The sequence below is a fragment of the Thermodesulforhabdaceae bacterium genome (assembly GCA_037482015.1).
In the GTDB taxonomy this organism is placed as follows: Bacteria; Desulfobacterota; Syntrophobacteria; order Syntrophobacterales; family Thermodesulforhabdaceae; genus JAOACS01.
Genome location: JBBFKT010000007.1, coordinates 14,312 through 32,050 on the forward strand (window position 1 = coordinate 14,312; position 17,739 = coordinate 32,050).

General features: G+C 43.4%; 14 protein-coding genes and 2 tRNA genes. 6 read left to right on the top strand and 10 right to left on the bottom strand.

Features of this window, described 5'->3' with window-relative positions:
- Positions 1–202 precede the first annotated feature (202 nt).
- Both WHS38_08800 and WHS38_08805 read left to right on the top strand, forming a co-directional pair.
- A complete protein-coding gene (locus tag WHS38_08800) occupies positions 203–988 on the top strand; it encodes an MCP four helix bundle domain-containing protein (GenBank protein ID MEJ5301071.1) in 786 nt (261 codons plus the stop codon).
- 33 nt (positions 989–1,021) lie between these two features.
- A complete protein-coding gene (locus tag WHS38_08805) occupies positions 1,022–2,218 on the top strand; it encodes a methyl-accepting chemotaxis protein (protein MEJ5301072.1) in 1,197 nt (398 codons plus the stop codon).
- Positions 2,219–2,482: 264 nt separating this feature from the next.
- Here WHS38_08805 and WHS38_08810 read toward each other — a convergent pair whose 3' ends face one another.
- From WHS38_08810 to WHS38_08820, 3 genes are all read right to left on the bottom strand, one after another.
- Positions 2,483–3,163 (bottom strand): MBL fold metallo-hydrolase, encoded by a 681-nt coding sequence (locus WHS38_08810; protein MEJ5301073.1) that lies wholly within the window; start codon positions 3,161–3,163, stop codon positions 2,483–2,485.
- A gap of 3 nt (positions 3,164–3,166) precedes the next feature.
- A complete protein-coding gene (locus WHS38_08815) occupies positions 3,167–4,147 on the bottom strand; it encodes an NAD(P)H-binding protein (GenBank protein ID MEJ5301074.1) in 981 nt (326 codons plus the stop codon).
- A 157-nt stretch (positions 4,148–4,304) separates the two neighbouring features.
- Positions 4,305–5,252, bottom strand: coding sequence for a DUF523 and DUF1722 domain-containing protein (locus WHS38_08820; GenBank protein MEJ5301075.1), 948 nt, complete (start codon positions 5,250–5,252; stop codon positions 4,305–4,307).
- Between the two features lie 861 nt (positions 5,253–6,113).
- On the opposite strand from WHS38_08820, the gene WHS38_08825 reads away from it, so the two are divergent.
- Entirely contained in the window at positions 6,114–6,884 is a 771-nt protein-coding gene (locus WHS38_08825; GenBank protein MEJ5301076.1) for an RNA methyltransferase, read from the top strand.
- A 99-nt stretch (positions 6,885–6,983) separates the two neighbouring features.
- Positions 6,984–9,059 (top strand): formate dehydrogenase subunit alpha, encoded by a 2,076-nt coding sequence (fdhF, locus tag WHS38_08830; protein ID MEJ5301077.1) that lies wholly within the window; start codon positions 6,984–6,986, stop codon positions 9,057–9,059.
- A gap of 117 nt (positions 9,060–9,176) precedes the next feature.
- On the opposite strand, the gene rnhA is transcribed toward fdhF, so the two are convergent.
- From rnhA to WHS38_08850, 4 genes are all read right to left on the bottom strand, one after another.
- Positions 9,177–9,632, bottom strand: coding sequence for a ribonuclease HI (gene rnhA, locus WHS38_08835; GenBank protein ID MEJ5301078.1), 456 nt, complete (start codon positions 9,630–9,632; stop codon positions 9,177–9,179).
- A gap of 5 nt (positions 9,633–9,637) precedes the next feature.
- Positions 9,638–10,648, bottom strand: coding sequence for a DHH family phosphoesterase (locus tag WHS38_08840; protein MEJ5301079.1), 1,011 nt, complete (start codon positions 10,646–10,648; stop codon positions 9,638–9,640).
- Positions 10,649–10,670: 22 nt separating this feature from the next.
- Positions 10,671–10,745, bottom strand: a tRNA-Gly gene (locus WHS38_08845).
- Positions 10,746–11,209: 464 nt separating this feature from the next.
- Positions 11,210–12,040 (bottom strand): class I SAM-dependent methyltransferase, encoded by an 831-nt coding sequence (locus WHS38_08850; protein MEJ5301080.1) that lies wholly within the window; start codon positions 12,038–12,040, stop codon positions 11,210–11,212.
- Positions 12,041–12,140: 100 nt separating this feature from the next.
- Between WHS38_08850 and arsB the strand changes: the two genes are divergently transcribed.
- Positions 12,141–13,220: an ACR3 family arsenite efflux transporter gene (arsB, locus tag WHS38_08855; protein ID MEJ5301081.1), complete on the top strand. Its 1,080-nt coding sequence runs from the start codon at positions 12,141–12,143 to the stop codon at positions 13,218–13,220.
- 34 nt (positions 13,221–13,254) lie between these two features.
- Here the strand turns inward: arsB and WHS38_08860 are convergent.
- From WHS38_08860 to WHS38_08870, 3 genes are all read right to left on the bottom strand, one after another.
- Positions 13,255–13,331, bottom strand: a tRNA-Arg gene (locus WHS38_08860).
- Positions 13,332–13,437: 106 nt separating this feature from the next.
- Positions 13,438–14,415, bottom strand: a complete 978-nt coding sequence (locus WHS38_08865; protein MEJ5301082.1) for an oligopeptide/dipeptide ABC transporter ATP-binding protein — start codon at positions 14,413–14,415, stop codon at positions 13,438–13,440.
- Positions 14,416–14,432: 17 nt separating this feature from the next.
- Positions 14,433–15,428: an ABC transporter ATP-binding protein gene (locus WHS38_08870; protein MEJ5301083.1), complete on the bottom strand. Its 996-nt coding sequence runs from the start codon at positions 15,426–15,428 to the stop codon at positions 14,433–14,435.
- A 469-nt stretch (positions 15,429–15,897) separates the two neighbouring features.
- Here WHS38_08870 and WHS38_08875 point away from each other — a divergent pair, with 469 nt between their 5' ends.
- Complete coding sequence (locus WHS38_08875; protein ID MEJ5301084.1) at positions 15,898–17,262, top strand: hypothetical protein; 1,365 nt, start codon at positions 15,898–15,900, stop codon at positions 17,260–17,262.
- The last annotated feature ends 477 nt before the right edge of the window (positions 17,263–17,739 follow it).

Consider the following 17,739-nt stretch of genomic DNA (forward strand, 5'->3'; position numbering starts at 1 on the left):
AAACCAGGGAAGATCCGGAGATAAACGGGGGCCATCTAATTCTGATTCCCGAAAATCAAAAGCTCTATTCAAACAGAGTTTTAGTGGATCTATCCCATAAGGATTGTCTCACCCCAACGCCCTCACCCTTTCGAAGTTAACCTGCCTTAAGCGATACAAGTACCAGGTGTAGAGCTAACTTTAGAGAAAGGAGGGTAATGTTATGTTTAAAAGAATGAAACTGGGCGCAAAAATTGGTACCGGCTTTGGGTTTTTGATAGTGATCTCCCTGATAGTGGGTGCTGTTTCTGTTTTTAACATGCATTATGTTAGAGATGGAGTTGACAAACTCTCCAGGGAGTACACACCTGAGGCCATTTTAGCAAGCGAGCTTGAAAGGCGCGTTTACCGAACCATGTATAACATTAGGGGCTATGGGTTTACCGGTGATAAGAAATTTTACGAGGAAGGCATGACCGCCATGGCCCAGGTTAAAGAAACCATCGCAAAACTCGAAGACCTTGCCTCCAGGTCTGTCCATTCAGTCCGCTTAAAGGAATCTTTGGAAGAAATAAAAAAGAAGCTGAGTGAGTATGAGGGACTGGTAGAGAGAACCAAAAAACTCATAACTCAGCAGCAGGAAGCTGCTACACGTATGCGCAGTACGGCCGGTGTTTATATGGAAAACGTCTATAGAGTCTTAAATGATCAAAATAGCTCAATGGAAAGAGAAATTAACGAAGGAGCCTCCCAGGAAGCCTTAAAAGAGAGGCTTAAAAAGATAACCCTTGTTAACAACTTGATAGATCAGGGAAATTTCGCTCGTATAGCTAATCTTATGTCTAGGGCAAATCGTGACAGCAAGATTATGGAAGAAGGCATTAAGAAGGTCTTTCCTGAGATAGAGAAAAATTATAATGAACTGCGGCTACTTCTTCGGGTTGAGGCTGACAAGGAAGCTTTGGAAAAGGTGTGGCAGTCAGCTAGGACCTACAAGGAGAAAATGTAGGAATGGCTTTCAATTTCCAATGAACTGGAGCAAGTGCATACTGCTCGTACTGAAACTGGCACAAAGGTGCTTGAACTGGCTCGGGATCTTATGAAAACTGCCGGAGACCACACTTTAAATATTGCCAGGGAATCATCTTCTTTGCTTAATAAGGCATCCACAGTGACGATCATCGGTTTGGGTGTGGCATTTGTAGCTGGAGTTTTATTTGCTTATTTCATAACTCGTTCTATTACGAATCCCATCAACAGGGCTGTTGACATACTCAGTAGCGTGTCTAATCAGGTTGCGACAGTTTCAGCCCAGGTTTCGGAAGCAAGCCAGTCCTTAGCGGAAGGGGCAAGTGAGCAGGCCTCTGCCATAGAGGAAACCTCGTCTTCCCTGGAAGAAATGGCTTCAATGGTCAAACAGAATGCAGATAATGCGGTTCAAGCAAAAAATTGTATGGCTGAAGCAAGGGAAATCGTTTCGAAGGTTAACAGACACATGAACGACATGGCCGAAGCAATAGAAGATATAAGAAAGTCGAGCGAGGCAACAGAAAAGATCATAAAGACCATAGACGAGATAGCCTTTCAAACGAACCTGTTGGCTCTTAATGCCGCCGTTGAGGCAGCAAGAGCGGGAGAGGCAGGAGCCGGATTTGCGGTGGTGGCTGAAGAGGTGCGGAAACTTGCCATGAGGGCGGCGGAGGCAGCCAAGAGCACTGCCGAACTTATTGAGAAAATAATCAGATCTGTAAAGGCGGGTAGCGAGATTACTGAAGCCACTAAAGAAGCCTTTAAGGAGAATGTTGAGATAGCGGAGAAGGTTGGCTTGCTGGTGGATGAGATTGCCACGGCCTCGTCAGAACAGGCTCAGGGTATAGAGCAGATCAACAAGGCTGTCAGTGAAATGGACAAGGTGGTTCAGCAGAATGTGGCTAATGCTGAAGAATCAGCCGCGGCAGCAGAAGAAATGAATGCTCAGGCCGGTGAGATGAAAACAATAGTTCAGGAACTGGTGGCCCTCATAAGAGGGAGCTTAAATGTGACTGGGTTAGGAACATCCTTTGAGCGTGAGCGGGCTAAATTGCCTTCGAAAGCTTCTGAAAAGGGTCAGATAAAAGTCCTTAAGCCTAAAATGAAGGTTCTTGAGTCAAGTCATGATCACACCAAGGCCCTAGCAAAACAGGAGGTGAAGCCCCACCAGATCATACCTCTTGACGAGCAAGACTTTAAAGATTTTTGAGTTTAGAAAAGAGTTTAAATTGAGATCAAGCCTGGAGGGGGTGTTCTAGAATTTCTCTTATGAAGTGGCGAAATATAGAAAAGTCAGGAACGAAATTCAGCCTGGAAGACCTTCCCGGACCCAGGTAGCTAAAAAACGACCTCAATATACGATTACCCACATAACTGTAGGGGCGACACATGCGTCGTCCCTACAATTTATTACGGAGTTTTTAGAACACCCTCAAGTCTGGAATGGATCTATTAAAAAGTATAGAGGTGTTAATTATAGAAATTTTTCGAGAAAGCTCGCCGGAAAAGGATCGCCGTGGCCCGGATAAAGGTGCTTTGCTCCGGTATCAAGAAGAAGACGCCAGCTCAAAAGCAGGGCTTCTTTGTCCTCGGCAAAGGGAGGAAAGAGGGATCCACCTAAAAATGCGGGGAGATTCGCTGCACTGTCTCCAATAAAGCACATGCCGTTTTCCAGGATAACCGAAAGGGATCCAGCCGTATGCCCTGGCGTGGGCAAAACCAAACCGGGAAAGCCAAAGGGCTCCAGGGACAGGGGTCCCGATATGATAATGTCAGGATCAACGGGAGGGTATCGAAAAAAAGGTCTTAGAAATCCCCCGATCTTCGAAGCTAGCCTGCCAATCTTTGTCACACCCGGCGGAACTACCATCTCCCCGGAACGAACCAGAGGAGCCTCAGACTCATGAACACACAGAGCAGATCCGGTAAGTTCCATAACTTCTTTAAGTCCTCCCGCATGATCTAAATGACTGTGGGTCAGCACAATAAGTTCAATGGATTCAGGTGCAATGCTATATTTACGGAGATACCTTAAAAGCAGTTTTCTGCTTCCTCTTGGGCCAGCATCAACAAGAAGAGACCTCGATCCCATAACCAAAAGGTAAGCGTTGCCCATTATAAGATGAAGCCTGAAACACCGAATTCTTCCCGTCATCGTTTACTTCCAGCTTAAAAAACAGGACTGAACGGAAGGGAGTTTACCGGGACCCTGACTTTCCTCTGCAAGGGCACGGCAGATGGCTTCCTCCATCGTCGTCAGTGGAATTGTAATTAATCTTCGGATGGTGTCGTTCTGGCAGATAGCTTCGTTCTTCAAACCTTCCACCAGAGGGAAAACTATACCTGCAGGAACAGGGGTTACAAGCTTGATCCAGTAGGCCGAAAGGCGTGGCGTCAGAACTGGAACAGGAATGAGAATTCTCTTTAGATTCCGAACCTTACAATAGATGCGGATTAGATCGGCATAGGAGAGGATTTGAGGCCCCCCGATGTCTAGCCGAAGCCCCGCTGTAGCGGGATTTTCCAGGCACCCTAACAGATAGGCAATAACATCCTGAACAGCTATGGGTTGAGATCGTGTTCGAATCCACTTAGGGCACACCATTACAGGAAGACGCTCGGCCAGATACCGAACAATTTCAAAAGAAGCTCCTCCGGCCCCTATAATAATAGCCGCTCGAAGAACCGTTGTTTCAACTTTTCCCGATTGAAGAATGTCGGCTACCTCATTTCGACTTGCCAGGTGCTTAGAAAGCTTTTCATTTTTTGCACCCAGTCCGCCAAGGTAGATAATTCTTTTAACCCCTGCGGACTCGGCAGCCCGCAGGAAGTTCAAAGCAGCCTTACGGTCCTTCTCGGCAAAAGTGATGGTTTCTTTGATGGTCCTTCCACCCATGGAATGAACAAGATAGTAGGCGGCATCTATCCCCTCGAGAGCCGGTTTTAATGTCTCTGGCTTGAGAAGATCCCCATAGACAACATCGGGCATCTGCCGCAAAGGGGCGCCCCGAACCACAAGCTTCTCGCCCATACGGACAAGACAGCGGACATAATACCCTTTTTCATCAAGAGCACGAAGAAGACGACCACCGATAAAACCGGTGGGTCCCGTAAGAAGTATTTTTTGATCTCCAGCCATTTCCATCTCCTTTCATTCCTTAAAAACCCCGTGAGTGTTCAAAAATTTTGTCCATGCAGGGTTGTCATGGCAACAGGATCGCAGGTTTTAGGGGTGACGAATGCGTCGTCCCTACAATTCTTATCAAGGAAATTTTCATCCCCATACGCAGTCAAAATCAGGCGTGGTTTCTTAACTTAAGCTCCAGCGGATGGGGATTAAGATAGACCTGATCGGCCAGGTAAGGATCGCCGTATTTTCGCACATAATGCTTTATGAGAGTTACGGGCACAATTAGAGGTAGATAGCCTTTTTTGTATTCATCAATGATCTCAAGTAGTTCTTGTTTTTCATCGGAAGAAAGACTTTTTTTGAAATAGCCCATCATGTGCTGAAGAACATTGGCGTGTTTTCGGACGGTAGCCTTCATCTTAAGGGCCTGCATCAACAAATCTTCGTATTGTTCAAAGACTTCTCCTGCTTCGTATTTACCGGCGTGAGCAACGAGCTTTCCCATATCCCGACAAATCTTTTCACTGTGTGACATAATCAGAAATTTGTGCTGACTGTGGAACTTCACGAGACCATGGATATCCTTAGATTCCTGTAACACCTTACGCCATCTTGCCAGGGTGAAAAGGCGCTCAATAAAATTTTCTCGGATCTCATGATCTTGGAGGCGCCCATCTTCTTCAACAGGAATGCGTGGAAAGTGGTCCATAAAAACTCTTGCAAAGAGTCCCACCCCCTTTCTCGCGGGCATTCCTTTGTCAGAGTAAACCTTTACCCGCTCCATGCCGCTACTTGGCGAGTTGGACTTGAAGATAAAACCGCAAAGGTTTTCCCTTTCCAGTTCCCGAACCCGGCTCTTTGCCCAGTTCAGCAGTTGCTCCGTTACATCCTTTCCGGTATTTACGGTGACCAGGCGAGGATTCTGGGGATCACCTACAAGACGCATAGCTTCTCGGGGCACACCAAAGCCAGCTTCCACTTCGGGACAGACGGGAACAAATTCCATATACTTACCCAGGGTTCCCGTGATGTATCTATCATGGGCATGACCACCATTATATCTGACTTCCTGACCGAGAAGACAGGCACTCACGCCGATTTTTATGGAATCCATGGAAAACTCCTGAGGTTGTGACTTTTCACAGTTCTTTTAGAGCTTCGCTTTCAATTAAAACAATATCATAACAGGGAAAATAGACGAAAACAAAAGCATCTGATGGTGTTACCAAGGGCGTTCTTTAATTAGCGTCACTAAAAAAATTTCTTTTTCTCCATGAAGCAAAATATACGAAGGAACCTTGATTTTCATGGCCGGGGTGAACTTCCGCAGGCAGTCCTAGCGCAATAATCATATTGGGCCTGAACGCAATCCTCTGTAGGATTATCGCCACCACACAATCTTTGAACCCTTCTCATACAGCACCCTTTAAATGCGACGGGAACATTACAATTAAAGGGTATATAGTTACAGACAGTTCCCCATCCTTCACCAGAATTGCTTATTTTTGGCTGAACTGTCGGGGAAGATCCTGGTGCTCCCTGCCGAGCACTTGAAGGTCCAGATAAAACCACCAGTGAGATAACAAAAAGTGAAAACAATAAAATCCTTAACGTGTTTTTCATTTTTATTCCTTTATCATCTTTGAAAACTATAAATCAGCGTGTCTTACCCCAAATATTTATTGAAACAGTTTTTGCCTTTGGGTTTCCGGACTGGAACTCGTAGATATCTACATATTAAGCATCATAATCTATACGAGAATAATTAACAATGTAAAATCATTCTTGTAGCTTTTTAGCAGTTTCACATCATATTGGGCATTCCCCATTAGAATCCCATTCTACGTGAGTATCAATTTCTGGGGCATTGAGGCTGATCATTATTGAACATCTCCAAAAATCTTGATTTCCTCTTACTCAAAACTTACAAGAAATCTTTACCCAAACACTTCTTGAAAAGAAAGGAGAAATTTAGGTGAGTAACGGCACGCATCTGGCTATACTGGAAAATTTTGCTGTGGTGCTGCACAGACCACATTTTCCAGAAAATATCGGCTCAGCGGCAAGAGCATGCAAAAACATGGGCATATCCAGGCTTGTCGTAGTAGATCCTCTAAACTGCGACCTCACAAGAATCCTCACTATGGCAACTCATGCTGCCGAAGACATTGTGGCTAACATGGAAGTCTATGACGATCTTGAAGAAGCCCTCGGAAATTTCCAATACGTCGTTGGAACAACGGCTCGTCAGGGATCCAATCGCCCTACTATAAAAGACGTCAGAGTTCTCGCTAAAGAGCTTGTTTCCATTAGTCAGAACAATCAAATAGCGCTCCTTTTTGGTCCTGAAAATCGTGGGCTTGCAAATCGAGAACTTAAATATTGTCATGCCTTGTTGACCATCCCAACAGCAGAATTCGCATCCCTTAATGTGGCTCAGGCTGTGATAATAGTGCTTTATGAGATATTCACTGCGTCTCTTGAACGCCCACCGGAATTCGTGCCCAGGTTGGCCAATGTGGCAGAACTTGAAAACATGTATCACCACCTTGCCACCACTCTGGCAAAAATACATTTCATAAACCCGGAAAACCCTGAATACTGGATGATGAACATACGTCGATTCTTTGCAAGGATGCAGCTTAGAGCTCGCGACATAAAAATAATTCGCGGTATATGCCGACAGATAGAATGGTATTGCGAAGAACAGAGAAAAACCAGAGAGCGTAACGGCCAACAGTTATAAAAAATCTGTGCAGATTTGAAAGTATGTGATATACGTCAGTTGAACACAAAAGAATCATTCTAAAGTCCTTAAATAACCTATCAGGAGGGGGATAGGGAGATGGATTATCGTTTAGTGCCAACTATTTGCACCTACTGCGGATGTGGATGCGGAATAAATCTGGAAGTTATTGAAGGAAGAGTGTCTAGGGCTCTGCCTGCAAAAACAAACCCCGTTAATGAAGGGAAATTATGTATCAAAGGATGGAATATCCACGAATTTATTCACCATCCCGACCGCCTTACAAAGCCCTTACTTCGACGCAATGGGCAATTTGAAACTGTTTCATGGGATGAGGCTCTAGATTACCTCGCAAAAGAACTGGCTCGAATTAAAGAAACCTATGGACCAGACAGCATCGGTTTTCTCGTAAGCGCAAAATGCACTAACGAAGATAATTACGTGGCTCAAAAATTTGCTCGAGCCGTCATCGGCACAAACAACGTCGATCACTGTGCCAGGCTCTGACATTCCTCCACAGTGGCAGGTCTTGCCACAGCCTTTGGAAGCGGAGCCATGACAAATACATTTAAAGAAATAGAAGATGCTAAATGTATATTTGTCACAGGATCCAACACAACCATTGCGCATCCACTTGTAGCCACAAGAATCTACAGAGCAAAAGCCAAAGGAGCAAAGCTCATTGTTGCAGACCCAAGAAGGATTCACCTTGCAAGTTTTGCAGACGTTTATGTTCAGCCAAAACCAGGCACAAACATAGCCCTCATAAACGGCATAATGCATGTAATCTATAAAGAAGGATGGCATAATAAGGAATTCATAGAAGAGCGGACGGAAAATTTTGAAGCCCTTGTTGAAGTCATAGAAAAATACCCACCATCACTAGTTTCCCGAGTTACAGATGTGCCAGAAGAAGATATCGTAAAGATAGCCGAATACTACGCTCGATCTGAAACAAGCACAATACTTTACTGTATGGGAATAACCCAACACACAACGGGGGTGGATAATGTAAAAAGCCTTGCTAACTTAGCGATGCTCTGTGGCCACATTGGAAGACCATCTACAGGAGTAAATCCGCTCCGAGGACAAAATAATGTTCAAGGAGCTTGTGACATGGGCGGGTTACCCAATGTTTATCCGGGGTATCAGGCTGTCAATGTTCCAGCCAATAGAGAAAAATTCGAAAAAGCCTGGGGCGTAAGCCTATCTCCCAACGTCGGGCTTACGCTGGTTGAAATGACCAACGCTATTTTGGAAGGAAAATTGAAAGCCCTGGTTATAATGGCAGAAAATCCCATGGTAAGCGATCCCAATACACACCATGTGGAAGAAGCTCTAAAAAAAGTAGAACTTCTTGCCGTGATAGATATTTTCCCAACCCCCACCACAGAGCTTGCTCATGTAGTTCTCCCAGGGGTTTCCTTCGCTGAAAAGAACGGCACTTTTACCAATTCAGAAAGGCGAGTCCAACGAGTTCGCAAAGCTGTTGAACCCGTTGGGGAAGGTAGATTCGAATGGGCTATATTCCAGGATCTGGCGAACCGGCTTGGCTATCCCATGAATTACACTTCATCAGAAGATGTGTTCAAAGAGCTGGCTTCTCTTACACCATCTTATGGAGGAATTTCTTATGAACGACTTGATAAAGAGCGAGACGGCTTGATGTGGCCATGCCCAACTCCGGATCATCCAGGAACACCGATTCTTCATCGAGGACAATTTGCTCGAGGGAAAGGGCTCTTCCACGCCGTCGAACACAAGGGGCCTGCAGAAGAAATCGACGAAGAATACCCATTCTGGCTTACAACTGGGAGAATTTATGTCCACTATCACACCGGTACCATGACTCGTCGATCCTTTCATCTAGTTCGAGAAATTGACGAGCCTTACATGGAAATTCATCCGGGAGACGCTGCTCGGTTGGGTATTTCTAATGGGGAAATGGTGAGATTAGAAAGTCGCCGTGGAGCTATAGAAACTCGAGCCATTATTACCAACTCGGTAAAACAAGGTCTTATCTTCATGCCTTTCCATTTCGCCGAGGCGACAGCAAACAGGCTTACAAATGCGGCTTTAGATCCTGTAGCTAAGATTCCAGAATTAAAAGTATGTGCAGTGCGAGTGGTAAAGATTGAAACTCAAGAAGGGGAAGTTGTAGAAGCAACGGCTTAGCTTACTTACCACAAAAACCAGAGGCATCCATTCTGCGGGTGCCTCTACCAATTTATAAGTTCTTGCCCGATACATAAAAAATCAGCCAACAGGTTTGAAAAATTGCAATTAGATCCGCTAGTTTTTCTTGAGAGCCTCTTTTATTGCTTTTCTAGCAAGTTCGTCACAGCGAGTGTTTTCAGGATGGTTACTGTGTCCGGGAATCCAGTGCCATTCAATATGGTGAGGACGAATGAGTTCGAGAAGGGACTGCCATAAATCCTTGTTTTTTACAGGTGTGCCTGATGATGTTTTCCAGCCTTTTTTTTGCCAGTTATAAATCCAGGAAGTTATACCATCTTTGAGATAGCGAGAATCTGTGTATATGGCTACTCGACTTGACTTCTTGAGTCGCTTCAGAGCTTCAATAACCGATGTTAGTTCCATTCTGTTATTGGTGGTTTCTGGATCGAATCCCCACAGTTCTTCAATCTTGTCCCCATATTTGATAATGGCTGCCCACCCACCGGGACCTGGATTACCACTGCAGGCTCCATCAGTATAGATTTCTACTTCGGGCAACCGTCTTTCCACGACTCTCACCAATCCATAGATGAGAAAAGAAACTGCTGAATAATGCGACGACCACACCTGGAAACAGAATATTTTTTCTTTATATACTCCAGAGAAACCTCGGCTCTTCCCATTGCCGCATGACCACCGGCAGATCCAGCGTTGCCAAAGGCTTTCTTCAAAAATTCCCCTATATGCCTCTTGCCATCACTTCTACCGACAATAACAAGAGTACTATCAACTATTCCAGCCACGATGCTGAAGGAAATCTCATGAAGCTTCAAAAAAAATTCGGAAAGAATTACCAGAATATCATGGGAGGGCACCTCATCAAGACACACCAAGACTCGGTGCTTAGAAATTGTGTAATATTTGAAAGCGTCATCGAAATATTTTAAATCTTCAATTGAGAGGTCAGAAATTTCAATTTTATTAAGGATATACCGATTAACAAAAGGATACAAAAAAAGAAAGGCCCGAATATCCTCTTCAAGGGTCTGCCGCTCGAAATTCCTGGTATCCGTCTTGATACCGTAAGCAAGAGCTGTGGCAAGGGACGTGGATGGCTTTATACCGTTGGTTTTCAAATACTCCGTAAGAATAGTCGATGTAGATCCATAGGAAGGTCGTATGTCCACAAAAGGTTTTCTGTCAAGACTACATTCAGAGGGCACACACGGATAGAAGACATCTGGTAAAGGGTGATGATCAATAATGACGTCATAGAAAAAAGACTTAAAAACATCAGAATGGTGAGGCTGTCCATCTACAAGGACGAACTTTGAATAATCATCTTTTGAGATAGAGGATATTTCCTGGAGTGGAATTTTCAGGAGTTTAACCATCGCTATGTTGTTCCAGCGTTTTATCGGCTTTATGTTGGCGATAGCTGTATGAGCAACACGGCGCCACAAAAGCCTTTTTACAGCTAAAGCCGATGCTATTGCGTCTGGATCTGGATCAATGGTTATAAGGACTCGATCATCAGGCTGGAAATGCTGATAAAAGCGGCGAAGACACTCTTTTTTGCTTAACATTCCGACATGCTTTCTTTAGAACTGGAGCGGGAAACGGGATTTGAACCCGCGACTTCAACCTTGGCAAGGTTGCACTCTACCGCTGAGTTATTCCCGCTCCCTAATGTCGCTAATTTATTAGCTCACTGTTTTACAGAAGTCAAGACTTTTGTGAGAGGGTGTTCGGAAAAGATCGTGCCGATAACCATAGCGGTTGCTCTATCGTATAGACATGACATGCCATACCCCTACTCATAAGGCACTACTCCAATGATCTTGTTCCAACATCCCTAAAACGTAGGGAATTAAAAAGATCTCAAACTTTTAAGAGATAATTTCCTAATAGCATCAGGTTTTTATTTGCACCAAATAAAAATGCTAACCGGCGGGGCTAAACCGGTTAGCGAGACGAGGAGGAAAGAGTTTCGTTCCTTCTTCTGCATAACTATTGGAGCAAGATCTATGCCATTGTCTCGCTCTCTAGCGAAAATTAGAAAGATCTTGCTCTCGAATTGAAAAAACCATGCGCTACAGACAGAATCACGACATAATCACGATTTATTGCGACTTATTGTGACGTGATTAGGCTTTAACTGTGTAAACAATTCGTCCACTTCCTTTAATAAGCTCACCTCCTCCAAAATACCGCTCATTGAGTTTTACCGAATCAAGATCTTCCTCCACGCGCCATCCTATCGATTCCATGGCTTTTCCAAAAACTTCAGGATCTAAGTTACTTCGAATTGGTTCCCCGATTTGTTCAAGGCGAGCTTTAAAAAAAGCATAAGCCGGTGACGAAGCATGCTTAGAGGAAATATAGTCAAAAACAATACCCACTACACCAGGTAAAGACACAACAGTTTGAAGGACTTTCATGATCGAATCTTCGGAAAGATACATCGTGACTCCAAGCCACGAAAAAAAAGAAGGTAGCGAAGGATCAAACTCAAAATTTAAAAGAACTTCTCCAAGATCTTGAGATTCAAAATCCATTGGAACAAAGGTTAGATTGGATGGTATCTGGATTGAGGAGTCTTGTAGTCGCTGGAGCTTAAAAACTTGAGTCTCGGGATGATCAACTTCAAAAACTTTTAGGAAGCTCCAGGGATTACGATAGGCAAAAGTATCCAAACCAGCCCCAAGAATTACATACTGTCTAACACCTTTTGCAATGGCATCCTTCAGTTTATCTTCGGCATAGCGGCTTCTTACAGCGACAAAAGATCTGAGAATAGCTGGAAGTCCTTGAGAAGCTGACCATCGAACATCTTGTTTCAAAAATGTTTTTTCATCAGGATAAAGAATCCGTATAGATATTGGGTCTCTAAATATTATGATTTCGTCAAATAACTGGTGAGCTGCCCGATAGAGTGCTGCACGTAAAGCGGTAAAACTTTCGCCTTTTTCTTTCATTGTTTTACTCCTTATCTTGACAATTACTGGCCCATCATATATTGCCATTTATGCATACAAACTTAGTGAACAAAAATAGAAAAGTGAGGAGGAATCTCTCATGGAGAAAAAACTTTCGTTACTGGATCGTTTTCTTACCCTCTGGATTTTCCTCGCCATGATTGCTGGTATCGCCATCGGTTACTTCGCTCCTATGGTGACTCAGTTTATAGCAGAGCTACAGTGGGGTACCACTTCTATACCAATAGCTATTGGGCTCATACTTATGATGTATCCACCGCTTGCAAAAGTAAAATACGAAAAAATGGGGCGAGTATTTCAAAACAAAAAACTTCTGGCGATCTCACTCATACAAAACTGGATCGTTGGGCCCATCGTAATGTTCCTCCTCGCCGTGTTATTATTAAAAAACTATCCCGAATACATGATTGGGGTTATTCTCGTAGGACTTGCCAGATGTATTGCTATGGTAATTGTGTGGAATGAGCTTGCCGAGGGAGATCGAGAGCTTGCCGTGGGTTTGGTAGCTTTTAATGCAGTCTTCCAGGTTTTGTTTTATGCAGTCTATATTTATATCTTCATTACTCTTGGGCTTAACTGGCTTGGCTTGATTAAAGGACTTCAGGTTTCCATATCCATTGCCGAAGCGGCCAAAACCGTTTTTATTTACCTTGGTATACCCTTCATAGCAGGCGTAATAACTCGCTTCACGCTTATTAAGGCGAAAGGTTACGACTGGTATGATAATGCCTTCATCCCCAAGATCAGCCCTATAACTCTAATTGCTTTGCTCTTTACCATCATAGTCATGTTTTCTCTCAAAGGTGAATACATCATAAGGTTACCTTTTGATGTAATCCGAGTTGCCATACCTCTCACCATTTACTTTTTCTTCATGTGGTTCATTACCTTCTTCATAACTTACAAAATGAGGGCAAATTATGGGCAGGTTACAGCTATGTCTTTTACGGCTGCAAGTAACGACTTTGAACTTGCGATTGCTGTGGCTGTAGCAATTTTTGGGATTGGATCGAATCAAGCTTTTGCAACGGTAATCGGTCCTCTGCTTGAAGTGCCTGTTCTCATAAGCCTCGTTAATGTTGCTATGTGGCTTCGCCGCAAATTCTTCCCTTACGCCGTCGAAACTCCTGATGGAATATGCTATTTAAGTTGCAAATAGGGGGGACAGAAAAATCCCTTAGTCTGAAAAAGTTTGGCGCGCCTGGGAGGATTCGAACCCCCGACCCGCGGATTAGAAGTCCGCTGCTCTGTCCACCTGAGCTACAGGCGCGCATCAAAGAATCCAAATTTTTGCCAAAGTTTATGAAAAATCTGCGATAAAGTCAAGCAATTCATACCGGCCGATGCTATCATGCAGTTATCATTCATACGAATAGCTAAGCCATCACACATCGAACATAGTGGTAAGGAGATATTTCCCTTAAGCTAGGGACATTTTCTCTGCAAATCTTTTGCCGCACAGGACAGCGCGGTTCAAATGGGCAACCAGCAATATTTTGATTCTCGGAAGATGGACGCAGAAATTCCGCTGGATCATACCGAAAATTTTCCCTAAAAGCTGGATGACTCACAGGAATAGAACGTAATAGAAGTTGCGTGTAAGGGTGGATGGGATGTGAAAAAAGTTCTTCTTTTGGGGCTTCTTCTACCACATATCCCATATACATAACCACTATTCTGTCCGCAAGGTGTCGCACAACTGAAAGATCATGACTTATAAAAAGATAAGTTAAGTTGTAGCGCTCCTGAAGGTCCAGAAGCAGGTTGATAATTTGAGCCTGGATTGAAACATCCAGAGCCGAAAGAGGTTCATCACAAATTAGAAATTCCGGCCTAAGAATGATTGCTCGAGCAATACAGACTCTTTGACGCTGTCCCCCACTTAGCTCGTGAGGATAAAGTTTAAGTTGATCGTAACTAAGCCCCACTACTTCAGCCATTGCTCTAACTTGCTCTCGCCTTTCTCTACGAGATCCCAGATTATGGATTACAAGCCCTTCCTCGATGGCGGTCCCCACGGGTTGTCGAGGATTAAGAGAAGCGGAAGGATCTTGGAAGATTATCTGGACTCTCTTCCGAAAAGCCTTCAAAGCTTTACCTGATAGTCTGGAAATATCTTCGTCCCGAAACAAGGCTCTACCACTTGTTGGATGTTCAAGAGCCACCAATAGGCGTCCCAGAGTCGACTTCCCACAGCCGCTTTCTCCTACAACTCCGCAGATTTCTCCCATCTTTATCCGAAGATTTACATCGCTTACAGCCTGAATAACTGCCTTTTTTCGAGAAAAAATGCCCTTCGAAAATTCATACAATTTCGAGAGACCTTCTGTAGTAATGACAATATCAGACATCATGAATTTTTCCTCTTTTACTATCCTGCGGACATATTTTCTTTAAGATAAAGCCAGCACTTAACAGAACGGCTTCCACTACGGAAAAAGGGAGGGTCTTCGGATCGACAAAGAGATAACGCTCTCGAGCAGCGAGAATGGAAAGCACACCCGGAAGGGAGGTCCAAAAGATTTGGAACAGATCCGGGAATAGCTTTTAAATTTTTCGTTTCGCTAGCAGATATTCCCGGAATGGAATTCATGAGAGCTTGAGTGTAAGGATGTAAAGGGGAATTAAACAACTCATTTACTGAGGCATACTCAATAACTTTCCCTGCATACATAACTGCCACATCGTCTGCGATTTCTGCAACTACTCGAAAGTCGTGAGTTATAAAGAGAATAGCCAGATTATTTTTCTCTTGCATATCCTTAAGAAGTCGAAGGATGTGAGCCTGGACGGTAACATCAAGAGCCGTTGTAGGTTCATCAGCTATAAGCATTCTTGGTTGGCAAGATACAGCCATAGCAATAAGGACACGCTGCCGCATACCACCACTAAGCTGATGAGGGTAGCTTTCGTAAACTCTTTGGGGAGAGGAAATGCCCACCTGTGAAAGCAGATCAATTACGCATTCTTTCGCCTGAGTCTTGCCAATCTTACCATGACGGATGATACCCTCTGATATTTGATCTCCTATCTTAAAAACAGGATTTAGAGCCGACATAGGATCTTGAAAAACGACGCCTATTTTGTTGCCACGAAAATCTCTCAATTGTTCCTCTGGCAAGGCAAGAAGATTCACCCCGCAAAACCAAGCTTCCCCATCTATGATCTTTCCCGGAGGAATGGGTATTAGACGAACCAAAGAAAGAGCCGTAACACTTTTGCCGCAACCGGATTCACCAACGAGAGCCAGAATTTTTTTTGGCGGAAGAGAAAAATCTACTCCATCTACGGCTTTAATAATCCCAATTTCTGAGAAAAAGTAAGTTTTGAGATTTCTAACCTCTATAACCAACTGCTGTCCTTTCATCTTTATAAATTCAGATTTGAGCTTAAATTAGCTTTTCTCCGTTGCCATATTCAAAAAAATTATTCTAGAATTTTTTAGATTTGCCTGAAAGGATTTTTGTCTGGTCTTTGTCGGGTATTTTCTAAAGAAGGGCTAATTAAACAAAAACCTACGAGACTTTTCAAAAAGTCTCTCTCATTTTGGACATACAGGAGAATAGTCAAATGCACTCCTACGATATGGGTACCTACATACAGATGGCCACACATCAACAACTTCATTTATTTTAAAGCACCATCAAAAACTTATTGACAGACTAAGTTATTGCAAGATATAAAAAAGCGATTTTTAGAGTGGGTCTCCAGGCAAAAGTTAAATTTTGGAAGGAGGTGAAAGGGGCAAAAATCAAGGCATTTTGAATGCTTGAAAGTGCGTAAATGGTTTCGCAAGAAGCGAAAGGGCTGAACGGTAAAGAGAGGAGGAAAGGGCTATGAGAAAGTATTTAATTAGTTTTGTAGCTATTCTGGCAGTTTTAGCGTTGGTAGCGCCCAGTTTTGCCGTTGAGTTTAAGTATGGCGGTATGTATCGCTGGCGTATCCAGGACAAAGACAACATGATGGATGCTAATAGCGATGTAGATGACACGGCATGGTGGATCGATCAGAGAATCCGTATGTATTTTGACTTCATCGGAAGTGAAAACCTTAAACTTGTAACCAAATGGGAAGCTGATACTCAATGGGGATTTGAACGTGCTTATAGTGGGATGGCTGGTCGTCACGGCGGTGGTGATATTGGAGCAGACGCTGTAAACCTCGAAATGAAAAATGTTTACATCGATTTTGCGATTCCTAACACTCCAGTTAGAACCCAGATGGGTGTGCAGGGATTATCTCTTTTGAGCGGCTGGATTATTGAAGATGATTTTTCGGCGGCTGTTTTCAATGCATCTCTAGATCCCGTTAAGGTTCGTTTCGGTTACATTGCAGCTCTTAATCAGGACGTTATTAATGACTTCAACGACATGGATGATTTCTTCCTGGAATTGAAGTATGCTGAAGGCCCATTGAGCCTGGCGGGTGTGCTATTTTATCAGAACGCACACGATACTGATTTTGGTTATCCTAACTATATTGGTTACGCTGGCAATCAATCCATTTCTGGAACCCCTGTTGTTAACAAGAAAAACAACGAGCTTATAGACCTTGGTTTTTCAGTTAGCTACAAAATGGATTGGCTTGCTGCTTACCTCAATTTCGTTAAAAACTTTGGTGGTTACGACATAGCAGGAACTAATAATGATGAAGACTACGAAGGCTGGTTAGTAGAAGGAAATATTGATTACTTCATGGCTCCATTCACTTTGAGCCTGGGCGGTTTCGTAGCAAGTGATAAGTTTGCTTATCCTGCTGGTCGCTCCCATTATTGGTCTGAAATTGCTGGTATCGGAACGCTCGATGACAATGTTGGTGGTGCAAGACAGCCTTACTGGAGTGAAGGTTCTTCTTATCAGATGGGTGGTGGCGTTGCAAATCGCGGCAACTACGATATGGGTGATGCTCCCAGGAACCTCTGGACCATCAAAGTTGGCGCTGCCTGGCAGGCACTTGACACCACAAAAGTTACTCTAAACTACTACTATCTTGGAACATACAAGAAGGTTGTCGCCAATGAAAGAGGCGAAAGAGATGACTCTCTGGGACATGAACTCAACCTCTACATCGACCAAAAGGTTGTTGATGGTCTCGAATTGAGACTTGTTGGTGCTTATCTTATTGCTGATGATGCTCTTACAAGATCTTCTGACGATGACAATATCTATGAAATTGGTGCTCAGCTTCTCTGGAAGTTCTAGATTGATTTAATCTAATAAAGAAGTTCTCGGGGAAATTCGTAATTCCGCGAATTTCCCCTTTTTATTTTTAAAATGTTCTGATATGTCAAAAACACAGGGTTTTTCAAACATCATCTAACAATCTACTCAAAGGAGGAAGCAGTAAGAAAATCTTCGTGAGAATCTTTGATCATACTTCTATATGCATAACTTTATGTGTTTAACCAACTTGGACCCAGCATATAGTCCCCCTTTGAATTAGGATAAATTTTTCCAACAACCCACAGTTTTGCTGAATAACATCATTGGTAGTGGCTAAGAATGCGGCATTACTAAAGAGATAAGGACTTTTTCAAATACCTTTTTCAATTTCTTGACTTAATGTGAAAATTTTTATAAAGCCAGTAAGGGTTGGGGAAGGAGAAGGGGAAATCTTATATCTTTTTTAATAGAACATACCTTTGCCTTTTACCATTTCCCCACAATACATCAAACTAA